We start from the raw sequence: 12,395 nt of genomic DNA on the forward strand, positions 1-12,395 counted from the left end.
GAAACATTTTTTTTCGCCGACTTTCATCAGGCACCGGCAGGAAATCGGCTTTGCCTCGCACAGGATCAGCGCCACGCCGCACACCCGTCGAGACCGCACCACCTCCTCGGCTGCGAGCCTCCCTCCAGCACGAAGCAAATTCAATGGGATAGCAACCGGCGCGCGGGATTTGTGACAAAATTTATTCAAACGTCGCACGCGTTTTACTCAAAACAATGGAAAGATTTACTCAAGTTTTCTTCAAGTAAAATCCAAATATAGATTGAATTGAGCTACGCAATTTCGCGATGGATCAAAATATATCTGGCATTGTCAAACCATAACGGGGAGACAGACATGCCAACACCTCTCGCGAAGTCAGCATTGCTCGGCCTGATCGCCTCGACGCTTCTGGCCCACGGCGCATCCGCAGTGCCGGCCAACATGCAGATCATCGGAACGACGAACCCGCCGATCGGGCACTACGAGTTCTGCAAGGAAAACCCGGGCGAATGCCGCTCCAACGGTCAGGACCCGGGCCCGGAACTGCTGACGAAGGAAAGCTGGCGCCAGATCCTCGCCGTCAACTACGACGTCAACGAGAAGATCAAGCCGATGACCGACATGGAAATCTACGGCGTCGAAGAGCGCTGGGCTTATCCGACGACTGTCGGCGACTGCGAGGATTATGCGCTGCTCAAGCGCCGCGAACTGATGCAGGCCGGCTTTTCGCCTGCAAACCTGCTGATCACGGTGGTCCTGCAGCCCAATGGTGACGGCCACGCCGTTCTGACGGTGCGCACCGACCGCGGCGACTTCGTGCTCGACAATATGCGCACCAAGGTCCTGCTGTGGTCCGACACGGAATACACCTACCTCAAGCGCCAATCGTCGGAAAACTCCGGACGCTGGGTCAAGATCGAGGACGGCCGCGCGCCTGTCGTCGGTAGCGTGCGCTGATTGCTCTTGAGGCGCGGGCCGCGGCCCGCCGCCTTGCCAGACACGGGGAGGCGCGGTGTCACGGTCCGCGCAACCTCGGGAACGCCCGGGCCTCTGTCACCCTGTCCCGCCCGGGCACATGAGGCCGGTCCCGTTGTCCCCGGGGCCGGCCTTTTCCGTCCTGCGACACCCGTGGCCATCATGAGACCGAGTGAGATGCGTTTCGGAACGACGATCCTTTCGGAAGACGCGCTCGGTGCACCCATCGGCATGCAGACGATCGAATGGCACGCCTGGAGTTAACGGTTCATTAACCATGTCAGCCGAAAGCTTGCGGCAGGAGGGCCACCCGGCCCGACTCCCCACCTGACGCAAGGATGCCTGCGCATGTCCAACCTTGCCGCTACCGGCGCCCATGAACCGCTGATCTCGCCGCGCTTTCTCTACCGGCTGACGGCCTGCGCTGTCGTCCTGGCGCTGGCGACCGCCGGCCTCAATCTGGCAAGCCGCCAGCTCGGAGACAGACTGGCGCTGGCCGGCCATACCACCTCCACCACCCTGCGCCACCAGTTGATCGGTCCTGACAGGATCGTCATGGCGGACAATTACATCCGCATGGAAGACCAGCGCCGCGACGGCGTGACGGAACGCCTCGACCTCTACGCCACATGGCCGGACATGACAGGCTATACGGCCGAAAACCGCCGCGCCTTTGATGACGTCACCCATCCCGAAGGCCTGATTTTCCTGCAGTTGTCGCAGAGCACCATGTCGCGGGACATGTCGGGGCGCCTTGAGCCCATCTATCGCCAGCTGTTCGAGGGCACCCCCTCGCCGGCCGCCGCCGGCCTTACGCTGCATCACCTCAAGCCGGGAACCGGCTATGGCGACGATGTCTTCTACACGGGCAAGCTGGACAATGGCGACGATTACGTCGTTCGCTGCCTGGCGCCGGGCGCCGGCAGCGAGGTCACGGGCGCGGACTGCATGCGGGATATCCACATCGGAAACGACCTGCTGGTGCTTTATCGCTTTTCCGCCCGGCTTCTGCCGCAATGGCAGGCGATCGAACACAAGGTCTCGTCCTTTGTGCGCGCACGGCTGAACCGCTCCTGAGAACGGCAGCCGGGAATGAGACCGAAGACCAGAAAAGACGAACAATTCGCGCAATGCCGGAAACCACCCATTCACCTTAAACTGATTGGTAACCGTGACGAGGCTAAATTCCGGGGAACGGTTGCTTGGAGGCGGCTCCCGGACAGTCCCACACCATCATCCCCGACGTCAGCTTTGACCAGGGGAGCACGTGATGGATGGAATGAAGGCGTTAGTGCGTGTCATGCGCGTCAGAATATGACGTGCGGCGCCCTAAAGATCGAAATGAAGAGTAAGCGAGTGTCCCAGAACAATATTCTCGGTTCCGCCGGGCGTCGGATCGCCGCCCTGACGAAATCTGCAGGCCGCATTGTACTTGCGGGCGTAGCGGCAACCTTCATGATGACCGCCGCCGCATCGGCCAATCCCAAATATTCCGGGATTGTCGTCGATGCCCGCACCGGCAAGGTTCTCTACGGCGAGGACGCTGACGATCTGCGCTATCCCGCGTCGCTGACCAAGATGATGACGCTCTACCTGACGTTCGAGGCCTTGGAAAACGGCCGCGTCAACAAGAACACACCGGTTCCCTTCTCCCAGCATGCCGCCCAGGAGCCGCCATCCAAGCTCGGCGTCGGCTCCGGTCGCGCCATCACGGTCGAACAGGCGATCCTCGCGCTGGTCACCCGCTCGGCAAATGATGCGGCAACCGCGCTCGGCGAACTGCTCGGCGGCTCCGAAGACCGCTTTGCCAGGATGATGACGCAGAAGGCCCGCGCGCTCGGCATGACGCGCACCGTCTACCGCAATGCGAACGGCCTGCCCAACCCGGCCCAGATGACGACGGCCCGCGATCAGGCCCGTCTCGGCATGGCGCTGCGCCAGCATTTCCCACAGTATTACGCCTATTTCTCCACCCGCAGCTTCAAGTTCGGCAAGCAGGTGATCGGCAACCACAACCGTCTGCTCGGCAATGTCCGCGGCGTTGACGGCATCAAGACCGGCTACACCCGCGCCTCCGGCTTCAACCTCGTGACATCCGCCCAGCTCGATGGCCGCAGCATCGTCGCCGTCGTCATGGGTGGCACCAGCGGCGGTGCCCGCGATGCGCAGATGCGCCGCCTCGTTGCCGCCTATATGCCCAAGGCCTCGCGCCGCGGCGGTGGCGCGGAGATCGAACAGCCGGCCATGGCCGCCGTCGAAGTCCAGCAGCAGGCTCCGGCCCGCGTCGCAGCCCGCTCCGTACCCGAAACCGTCGAGACGGCTGCAGCTGTACAGGCTGCCAACCCGGCGCTTGCCGGCATGGATCTGCCCCACAACGGCCCGGTTCCGAGCGTGCGCTATAATGGTGAGGCAGCAGACGAGGCTCCGGCCGCGACCCGCGAAGTGGCCTATGCCGCCGCACCGCGCGTCACCTCCCGCAACCCCGTCGTGATTGCCGCCAACACGCTGGACGCCCAGAACGCAGCGCTTTCGGCTGGCGAAGCCAATCCGGCCGGTGTCGATGCGCAGGTGACGAACTCCGTTCCCGCCGCCGCCCCCGTCACGGCGAAGGCCAAGGTCAAGGCAACCGCCCCCGAAGCCAACGACGCCAAGGACACGCCGAGCGGTTGGGTCATCCAGATCGGCGCCACCGCCGACAAGTCCCAGGCCGACGCGCTCCTGTCGAAGGCCAAGGACAAGGGTGGCAAGGCGCTCCGCGTCGCCCAGCCCTTCACCGTTGCCTTCGGCGATGGCGGTGCCACGGTCTACCGCGCCCGCTTCGGCGGCTTCGGCTCCCAGGACAAGGCGCTGTCGGCCTGCAAGTCGCTGAAGCGTGCCGGCTTCGCGTGCTGGGCCGCCCAGCAGTAAGCTTTCCGCCGGCCTTCGGGCCGGCCAGGCGGCGGCCTTCTGTGGAAGGTGCCGCACGACAATAGACCGAGCGTGTCAGCTTCTGTGGTTTCACCGGACACGCTCGAGACATTCCGCGGGACTGTGTGTTGTTGCGGCCCGTGTTCCTCGATCAGGTATTGCGTACGAGGTTTGTTATGGCTGTGAATGAGAACATGCCGGGGCAAGGCAACCGCCCCCCGGTGCGACGGGGATCGCGCCTGCGCGGCAATCTCCACCCCCTGCATGAAGCAGCGATCCGCATCGCCGATATCGGCCTTGCCCGTCCCTCTTCGAAGACGAAGGATCTGGTCGGCCTGCTTCTCGTCCACGGCGCGCGTGCCTGGCGTTCGACCCATGACCCGGTGGCGATCCACCTCTACGTCACAAGCATGTCGCATCGCCCGGCGCTCCGGATGCGCCTGCGCTGAAGACAATAAGCGGGAGATATCAGAGAAGGCCGAGTTCGGCCAGTTCGCGGCGCAGGTCCGCGGGCATCTCTGCCGCGCCGGTGCCAAGTGCCGCGAGATCGCGCGGCGCATCCTTGGCCTCCAGATAGCGCCACCCCTGAAAAGCACGCCGCGGCTGGAATTCGGTCTCGATCACCTCGGGACCCAGCACCAGATGACACCGCCCGATGCCCTCGCCATCCGTGAAGGTCTCGATACCGAGAAGCTTCTGGCGGGCCTGCACCTGCCCCTTGATCACCCAGTAGAGCGAGCCGTCCGGCAGAAGCTCCTCGATGCGCTTCGGCACCATGCGGGTGGTATGCCGGCTGTGGGGCTCAAGCCCCGCGGCAAGCGCGGTCAGCGCGCGGTCGGCAACCCACTCGCGCAGATCGTCGACACTGTCCGCGCCGACGCAGAGTTTGATCAGATTGAGGCTCATGGCGCCATGAATAGCGCGGCAGCCCGGCCGGTCAAGGCGCAACCTGCCGCAGGCCGGCCGCGCGGCTCAGCACTCCACCACATTCACGGCAAGACCGCCGGTGGAGGTTTCCTTGTATTTCTCGCTCATGTCCATGCCGGTCTGGCGCATGGTCTCGATGCAGGCATCGAGCGGCACGAAATGCTGGCCGTCGCCCTTCACCGCGAGTGAAGCCGCCGTGACCGCCTTGACGGCGCCCAGCGCATTACGCTCGATGCAGGGCACCTGCACGAGGCCGGCGACGGGATCGCAGGTCATGCCGAGATGGTGTTCGAGTGCGATTTCGGCGGCGTTCTCGATCTGCTCCGGCGTTCCGCCCATCACGGCAGCAAGGCCGGCTGCCGCCATCGCGGCTGCGGACCCCACCTCCCCCTGGCAGCCCACTTCGGCGCCGGAAATCGAGGCATTGGTCTTGATGATGCCGCCGACGGCCGCTGCCGTCAGCAGGTAGTCGCGAATGCCCTCGGCATCCGCATCCTCATGGAAATGCAGGTAGTAGCGCAGCGTTGCCGGCACCACGCCGGCCGCCCCGTTGGTCGGTGCCGTCACCACGCGGCCGCCGGCGGCATTCTCCTCGTTGACGGCCATGGCGTACACGCTCAGCCAATCGTTCGCGAGAAGCGGGTTCGCCTTGTTGGAACGCCACTCCGCCTCCAGCTTGTCATGGATCATCCGAGCGCGCCGGCGCACCTTGAGGCCACCGGGCATGATGCCCTCCTGCGTCAGGCCACGGTCGATGCAGGCGCGCATGACGTCCCAGATATGGTCGAGGCCGGCATCGAGTTCCTCGCGGCTTCTGACCACCTCTTCATTGGCGCGCTTCATCTGCGCGATGGTGAGTCCCGAGCGTGCCGCCATCTCCAGCATCTCCTTTGCCGTGGCAAAGGGAAACGGCACCTTTGGTCCGGACTGCGGCTTGCCCTTTGTGGCGCGCATGGCCTCCAGCTCCGTATCCGTCACCACGAAGCCGCCGCCGATGGAATAATAGATCCGCCGCAGAAGCAGCCGCCCGTCGCGATCGACCGCTTCGAGCGCCATGCCATTGGCATGGCCCGGCAACGGCACCTTCTTGTCGAACACCAGGTCGGTCTTCGGCTGGAACTGGTAGGCCGGATGGCCGGGCGGCGTCACCTGCCCCGTCCGCTCCACGGTCTCGATCAGCCCGTCCATGCGGTCCGGGTCGATCCGGTCGGGCCGCTCGCCCATCAGGCCGAGAATGACGGCCCGGCCCGTACCGTGGCCAATGCCGGTATGCGCCAGCGAACCATGCAGCGAACAGCGGATGGCAGCGACCACGGCATTGGTCGGACGCGGCCACTCGTTGGAGGCGATGAGCTCGAGAAAGCGGTTGCCCGCCGTCATCGGACCCATCGTATGGGAACTGGACGGGCCGACACCGACCTTGAAGACGTCGAAGACAGACAGAAACATCGCGATTGCCCTTCCCGACCGGCCATGGCGCCGGCTCCCGCACATCCGCACCGGCCAGACGCCAGTCCTGCGAAGCAGTGCGACCATTCAAAACGTTGTGCGAAGCCTAACGTCAAGTCGCCGGCGCGCCGGGCGGGCGACCGACATCGGCTTCAACGCCTGCGACATTGCCGGCACACCCGAAATGACGACGGCCCGGCGCGACGCACCGGGCCGGAGGCCATCACCTGGGATATGGGAAGGTGTCAGAGCACCTTGAAGAGGTAAAGAGCCGCCATCACGAGGGCGAAGCCGGCAACCACACGCAGGGTGATCGTCCAGCAGGATTTTTCGACAGTCGATTCCACGAAAGCTCCGAAACGGTCATGCGCCGAAAGGGGGAGCGGCGCCAACAAGGCCGCTGTTTACCTGAGCCAAGCCTGACACACAATAACCAAGCCGGCGAAATTGTGGAGAGCTGCCATGCAGGCCAAGCAGGAATGCCAATGAAATCAACAAAGGCCCGCACCAGGCTGCCGCGTGCGGCAGGCGATTGCGCCATGATCTCGCCCCAAAGATGAAGGCCACCGCACAGCCTGCGTCCAAGCAGGAGGGCCCACCTTGAAATTTCGGCTGGCCGTGCGACAAGAACGCCATGACCCAATATGACCTCCTGGCGCTCGCGCTGTTTGCCTTTCTCTGGCTCGGCTTCAACTGGCTGACGGATACGTCGCGCACCTTTGCGCGCGTCAGCCTGACCCGCCTGATGATCGAGGAACGACGCCGCTGGCTGCGCAACACGCTGCGGCGCGAATTGCGCATGATCGATACGCAGATTCTGGCCGGCCTGCAGCAGGGCACCGCCTTCTTCGCCTCGTCCACCATCTTCGCGCTCGGCGGCTGCTTCGCGCTTCTCGGCGCCACGGAGAAGGTGCAGACCATCTTCGCCGACCTGCCCTTCATCTTCCACTCCAGCCGCGAGGGTTTCGAGATCAAGGTGGGCGGGCTCGCCTGCCTGTTCGGCTATGCCTTCTTCAAGTTCGGCTGGTCCTACCGCCTCTTCAACTATTGCTCGATCCTGATCGGCGCCATCCCCATGATGTCCGATGTGGCCGGCCGCGAAAAAGAGGCCGAACATGCCGTCGAAAAGGCCGCTACGATGAACATCATCGCGGCCATGAACTTCAATGCGGGGCTGAGAACCGTCTTCCTCTCGATCGGCTATCTCGGCTGGTTCGTGAACGCCTTCGTCTTCATGGCGACGACGACTCTCATCATCCTCGTCCTCCTGCGCCGCCAGTTCTTCTCCGAAGCGCGCAACGCCCTTCTTTCGCCCTGACCATCCGGCAAAGGGCAGTCTCTTCCATCCATCGCATCCGCAGCCGCCCGACGGACGGGTAGAGGCCGTGGGACTGCAACCGTGCCATCCCGCCTCACGCAAGGTCGATGGACCATAGCTTTTTCCAGGAGCACACCATGACGACGTCCGTTGCCGCTGAGCGGCAGGCCAACGACCTGTATGCCACGCCCGTCCCCCCGGCCCGCCGGCGGATCGAGGCGATCGACATGCTGCGCGGTCTCGCCCTCGTCGCGATGGCGATCTACCATTTCGGCTGGGACCTCGAGTTTTTCGGCTATCTGCAGCAGGGCACGACCACCGTCGGCGGCTGGAAGATGCTGGCGCGCGGCACGGCCGGCAGCTTCCTCTTCCTCGCCGGCGTCGGCCTCGTTCTGGCCCACGGCACCGGGGCCATCCGCTGGCGGCCCTTCCTCCTGCGGCTCGGCAAGATCTACGCCGCCGCCGCCGTGATCACCGTGGCGACCTGGTTCGCCTTTCCGGACAGCTTCATCTTCTTCGGCATCCTGCACGCCATCGGCACCTTCAGCCTGATCGGGCTTGCCTTCCTGCGCGTGCCGGGCGTGATCTCCATCCTGCTGGGCGCCGCCGCCATCGCCGCACCGCTTTATCTGCGCGCTCCCCTTTTCGATACGCCGGCCCTCTGGTGGGTCGGCCTTTCCACGCGCCCGCCGCTCTCCAATGATTACGTGCCGCTCTTCCCCTGGATCGGCCCCTTCCTCGCCGGCATGGGCGTCACCCGCTTGCTGCGCACGCGCATGGGCGCGCTCGGTCGCCTTGCCGAATCGGCGGCCACAACGCCGCCGCTGACTGTCGCGGCCTCGGCCGGTCGCCACAGCCTTGCCGTCTACCTCATCCACCAGCCCGTCCTGATCGGCCTCGTCTATCTCGCCTCGCTCGTCCATCCCGCTCCGCCGCCGGATCTGAAGGCCAATTACGTCGAGAGCTGCGTGCGTGCCTGCAGCGCAGAGCCGGCCGTCGTCTCCTGCACCGCCTTTTGCCAGTGCACGCTGGACAGGCTGGAAGCCCTCAATCTCTTCGAACCCATGAACAAGGGCGAAATCGACCTGACATCCGATGCGCGCATCACCGAGATGCGCGAGCAATGCACCCTGTCTTCTCCCCCGGTCCCATCCCCCACGCCCTGACCCGAAGGGCGCACAAGCAGCGAAGGAGTGCCACAGTGAATGCCTTCCGCACCAAACCGATGACCTATCCCTGGCCGCCGCTTCTCTTCGGCCTGTCGGCGGCCACCGCCCTGATGCTCGACATGCGCTACCCCCTGCCGGTCGCCGATACCGGCGGCCTCCTGGCGCGGGCCATCGGCTTCACCCTGGTGGTGAGCGCAATTGCCATGGATCTGTGGGCCATCAAGACGCTGATCGAACGCAAGACGGCCGTTCTGCCGCATCACTGCACCCGTCATCTGGTGACCTGCGGGCCCTTCGCGCTGACGCGCAACCCGATCTATCTCGGCTATACGCTGCTTCTGGCCGGCGTCGGCCTGATCGACGGAAATGCCTGGTGCTTCGTCATGGCGATCCTCTTCGTGGCGCTGACCAGCCTCTACGCCATCCACCAGGAGGAACAGCACCTGCTCTCGCGCTTCGGCATCGACTTCGAGCGCTACAGCCGCCGCACGGCCCGCTGGATCTGAGAGATAGGTATACAGGCCGGCGCCACGCACCTAGGCCCGAAACGGCAGATCAGGTGCTGACGCCGATCTCGGCCATGCGCGTCAGGCAGGCCTCTTCCACATTGTCGAGTTCCGACAGCGTGTCGTCGATGTCCTTGCGCTTCTGGCGCAGTTCCTCGCGCTTCTCGTTGACCTTGCGCATGAGAAGCTGAAGCTGGCCGATCTCGCCCGGCGGATCCTTGTAGACATGGATGATCTCGCGGATCTCGGCCACGGTGAAGCCGATACGGCGGCCGCGCAGAATTTCCTGGATCAATCGCCTGTCGGCCGGCCGGAACAGCCGCGTGCGACCGCGCCGTTCGGGGTGGATCAGACCCTCATCCTCGTAAAACCGCAGGGTTCGGGTGGAGATCCCGAATTCCCGCGTCAACTGGGTAATGGTGTAATACTTTTCCACGCCGCACATCCTGCTTTACAGCGGTCCATTTTATTGACTTTTACGTATAAGTCAATTTCCCATGAACCACCAGGTCGCAAGGCCCAGGAAGGCCATGAAACCAATGATGTCGGTGCAGGTGGTCACGAAGACCGCCGAGGAAACGGCCGGGTCGGCGCCGAAGCGATCGAGCAGCAGCGGGATGAAGATGCCGGCGAGCGCCGCCGCGATCAGGTTGATCAGCATGGCGCTCGCGATGATGACGCCGAGCGGCAGATCCTGAAACCAAACGCCCGCGATCACGCCGACCAGAAGGCCGAGCAGCACCCCGTTCAACAGCCCGACCCCCGCCTCGCGGCGAATGATGCGCCAAGCATTGTTGGCATCGAGATCGCGGGTGGCAAGCGCGCGCACCGAAACCGTCATGGTCTGCGAGCCCGCATTGCCCCCCATGCCGGCAACGATGGGCATCAGCACGGCCAGCGCCACGACGCGTTCGATGGTCCCCTCGAACAGCCCGATGACGGCGGCAGCCAAGAAGGCGGTGACGAGGTTGACCAGCAGCCACGGCACGCGCGACCGGCTGGTGGAGAGGATCGTGTCCGACAGCTCTTCATCGCCGACGCCGCCGAGGCGCATCAGGTCTTCCTCCGCCTCTTCCTGGATCACGTCCACCACGTCGTCGATGGTGAGCACGCCGACGAGGCGACTGTTTTCATCCACCACGGCGGCGGAGAGAAGGTCGTATTGCTCGAAGACCTGCGCCGCCTCTTCCTGGTCCATCTCGGCCGGGATCGGATGGTTGGTCTCCCGCATGATCGTCTCGATCTTCACCGCGCGCTTGGCACGCAGGATGCGGTCAAGATCGACGGCGCCGAGCAGCTTGAAGGTGGGATCGATGACGAAGATCTGCGAGAAGGTCTCCGGCAGGTCGCCATCCTCGCGCATGTAGTCGATCGTCTGCCCGACCGTCCAGAACGGCGGCACGGCGACGAACTCGGTCTGCATGCGGCGGCCGGCCGTCGATTCCGGATAATCCAGCGAGCGGCGCAGGCGCACCCGTTCCGTAAACGGCAGTTGCGCGAGGATCGCGTCCTGGTCTTCCTGGTCGAGGTCTTCGAGAATGTAGACGGCATCGTCCGAATCCATCTCGCCGATCGCCGCTGCGATCTGCTCGTTCGGCATCTGCTCGACGATCTCGACGCGGATCGTCTCGTCCACTTCCGTCAGGACCGAGAGATCGAAATCATCGCCGAGCAGGGTGACGAGCGCGATGCGCTGGTCGGGATGCAGCGCCTCGATGATGTCGCCGAGTTCGGACGGGTGCAGCCGTTCGACCATCTGGCGCAGATAGAGCACATCCCGGTCGCCGATCGCCGCCGCGATGTGCATCAGCACGTCGGCGCGCACCGAATCGTCCTCGTCATAGATGCCGGCATCCGGCAGGCGGACATCCGGCGGCACGAGATCGGGTTCGTCGGTGTTGGCAGACATCGCGCGGCTCCCCGGAAGGACGTGAAAAACAGGCCGCCTGCCCCCAAGGAAGGCGACGGCCGGAAGCGGATCGGCGGCCGGCGTCCTCGAAGCGGATCGAGGCATGGCGTGCCCGGCCCACTTGAGCTAGCGCAGTCGGTGGGAGAGGTCCAGCACAAGCGCCACCCTTCCCGCCCCGCCGCCGACATTTTCCGGCAAGCTGTTGCATCCGCATATGAAACACGGCGTTTCCTGTTGCTTGCGACAGGATATCAGGGGACCTATCGGCATCGCCGGCCGACCCGTGGCGCCGTTCGCGAGCGGGGTCGCCAGTCTCGTCCAGAGAGCAAAGCGGACGCGCGCTGGCCCCGTCACGGCCACCGCAACCCGCGCACTCCGCTCAACAGGCCTTCCAGCGCGGTGATCTTGCATTCCGCCTGCACCTTCGCGACAAGAGACACCCGCGTCGCCGCATGCCTGCGGCTGAGGCGGGCCGCGTGGGCAGACCGCCGAGAATGGCCCCGCGCGTCTCCGCAGAGGAACAGAGAGCATGCCCGTTCGCGACATCGTCACCTGGCCGCACACAGCACTGAAGACGCCCTGCCCCGACGTGACGACCTTCGACGCGGCGCTCGCCGCACTGGTGGCCGACCTCACCGATACGCTTACCGCCGCGCGCGGTCTCGGCATCACCGCACCCCATATCGGAAAGACCCTCCGCGCCACTGTGATCCGGCTGGAGGACATGGCCGCACCGCTCGTGCTGGTCAATCCGAAGGTCACGAAGGCCTCGGACAGCCTCGCCACGCATCCGGAAGGCAGCCTCTCGCTCCCCGGCCTCGTGGAAGATGTCACCCGCCCCGCCGAGGTCACCGTCAGCTACCAGACGCTCGCAGGCGACCCCGCCGAAATCCACGCCACCGGCTTTCTCGCCGCCTGCCTGCAACACGAAATCGACCAGCTCGACGGCTTCTTCTGGCTCGACCGCCTCTCCCGCCTCAAACGCGAGCGCCTGCTGAAGCGCCACCAGAAAGCGGCCAGGGGCAAGGCCTGAGCACCCGAGCGAACACGCGGCCATCGACGCCGCCGACTGGCGCTTAGAGGTGCGCCGCAGGCGACGATGACGATCGCCGGACGCGCCGCCATCCGTGCAGGTGCCGGGCAGCGCCCGCATCCGCAGGGGTGCACGCCATTCACCACATTCGCTTTCATGACGTCTGTTGCGAAGACGCGAGGCGGCCGCTGCGAGGCCCTGCCATCGCCCGCCCACCGTC

12 protein-coding genes are annotated in these 12,395 nt (G+C 64.8%); 8 read left to right on the forward strand and 4 right to left on the reverse strand.

What is annotated here, in order from left to right; genetic code table 11:
• Positions 1 to 336 precede the first annotated feature (336 nt).
• The 4 genes from ACED18_RS04100 (at position 337) to ACED18_RS04115 (ending at position 4,313) form a co-directional block, all read left to right on the forward strand.
• Positions 337 to 939, forward strand: coding sequence for a transglutaminase-like cysteine peptidase (locus ACED18_RS04100; RefSeq protein ID WP_377289246.1), 603 nt, complete (start codon positions 337 to 339; stop codon positions 937 to 939).
• Between the two features lie 366 nt (positions 940 to 1,305).
• Complete coding sequence (locus ACED18_RS04105; RefSeq protein ID WP_377289248.1) at positions 1,306 to 2,034, forward strand: hypothetical protein; 729 nt, start codon at positions 1,306 to 1,308, stop codon at positions 2,032 to 2,034.
• A gap of 258 nt (positions 2,035 to 2,292) precedes the next feature.
• A complete protein-coding gene (locus ACED18_RS04110) occupies positions 2,293 to 3,864 on the forward strand; it encodes an SPOR domain-containing protein (protein ID WP_377291027.1) in 1,572 nt (523 codons plus the stop codon).
• Positions 3,865 to 4,040: 176 nt separating this feature from the next.
• The gene (locus ACED18_RS04115) at positions 4,041 to 4,313 is read left to right on the forward strand and encodes a hypothetical protein (RefSeq protein ID WP_377289250.1); all 273 of its coding nucleotides are present in this window, start codon (positions 4,041 to 4,043) and stop codon (positions 4,311 to 4,313) included.
• A gap of 19 nt (positions 4,314 to 4,332) precedes the next feature.
• Here ACED18_RS04115 and ACED18_RS04120 read toward each other — a convergent pair whose 3' ends face one another.
• Together ACED18_RS04120 and ACED18_RS04125 are read right to left on the reverse strand one after the other, a co-directional pair.
• Positions 4,333 to 4,770 carry a DUF1489 family protein gene (locus tag ACED18_RS04120; protein ID WP_377289252.1) on the reverse strand — a complete coding sequence of 146 codons (438 nt, stop codon included), beginning with the start codon at positions 4,768 to 4,770 and terminating at the stop codon, positions 4,333 to 4,335.
• A 66-nt stretch (positions 4,771 to 4,836) separates the two neighbouring features.
• Positions 4,837 to 6,240, reverse strand: a complete 1,404-nt coding sequence (locus ACED18_RS04125; RefSeq protein WP_377289254.1) for an L-serine ammonia-lyase — start codon at positions 6,238 to 6,240, stop codon at positions 4,837 to 4,839.
• A gap of 634 nt (positions 6,241 to 6,874) precedes the next feature.
• Here ACED18_RS04125 and ACED18_RS04130 point away from each other — a divergent pair.
• The 3 genes from ACED18_RS04130 to ACED18_RS04140 all read left to right on the forward strand — a co-directional run bounded on the left by ACED18_RS04130 (position 6,875) and on the right by ACED18_RS04140 (position 9,233).
• Positions 6,875 to 7,558: a DUF599 domain-containing protein gene (locus ACED18_RS04130; RefSeq protein WP_377289256.1), complete on the forward strand. Its 684-nt coding sequence runs from the start codon at positions 6,875 to 6,877 to the stop codon at positions 7,556 to 7,558.
• Positions 7,559 to 7,695: 137 nt separating this feature from the next.
• Complete coding sequence (locus tag ACED18_RS04135; protein ID WP_377289258.1) at positions 7,696 to 8,724, forward strand: DUF1624 domain-containing protein; 1,029 nt, start codon at positions 7,696 to 7,698, stop codon at positions 8,722 to 8,724.
• A gap of 35 nt (positions 8,725 to 8,759) precedes the next feature.
• Positions 8,760 to 9,233: a methyltransferase family protein gene (locus ACED18_RS04140; protein ID WP_377289260.1), complete on the forward strand. Its 474-nt coding sequence runs from the start codon at positions 8,760 to 8,762 to the stop codon at positions 9,231 to 9,233.
• A gap of 49 nt (positions 9,234 to 9,282) precedes the next feature.
• On the opposite strand, the gene ACED18_RS04145 is transcribed toward ACED18_RS04140, so the two are convergent.
• The gene (locus ACED18_RS04145; protein ID WP_377289262.1) at positions 9,283 to 9,669 is read right to left on the reverse strand and encodes a MerR family DNA-binding transcriptional regulator; all 387 of its coding nucleotides are present in this window, start codon (positions 9,667 to 9,669) and stop codon (positions 9,283 to 9,285) included.
• A 51-nt stretch (positions 9,670 to 9,720) separates the two neighbouring features.
• Positions 9,721 to 11,142, reverse strand: a complete 1,422-nt coding sequence (gene mgtE / locus ACED18_RS04150; protein WP_377289264.1) for a magnesium transporter — start codon at positions 11,140 to 11,142, stop codon at positions 9,721 to 9,723.
• Between the two features lie 529 nt (positions 11,143 to 11,671).
• On the opposite strand from mgtE, the gene ACED18_RS04155 reads away from it, so the two are divergent.
• Positions 11,672 to 12,175 carry a peptide deformylase gene (locus ACED18_RS04155; RefSeq protein ID WP_377289266.1) on the forward strand — a complete coding sequence of 168 codons (504 nt, stop codon included), beginning with the start codon at positions 11,672 to 11,674 and terminating at the stop codon, positions 12,173 to 12,175.
• Positions 12,176 to 12,395: the final 220 nt, after the last annotated feature.

Origin of the sequence: Rhizobium sp. SG2393 (assembly GCF_042610495.1) — a bacterium.
Classification (GTDB): Bacteria; Pseudomonadota; Alphaproteobacteria; order Rhizobiales; family Rhizobiaceae; genus RU20A.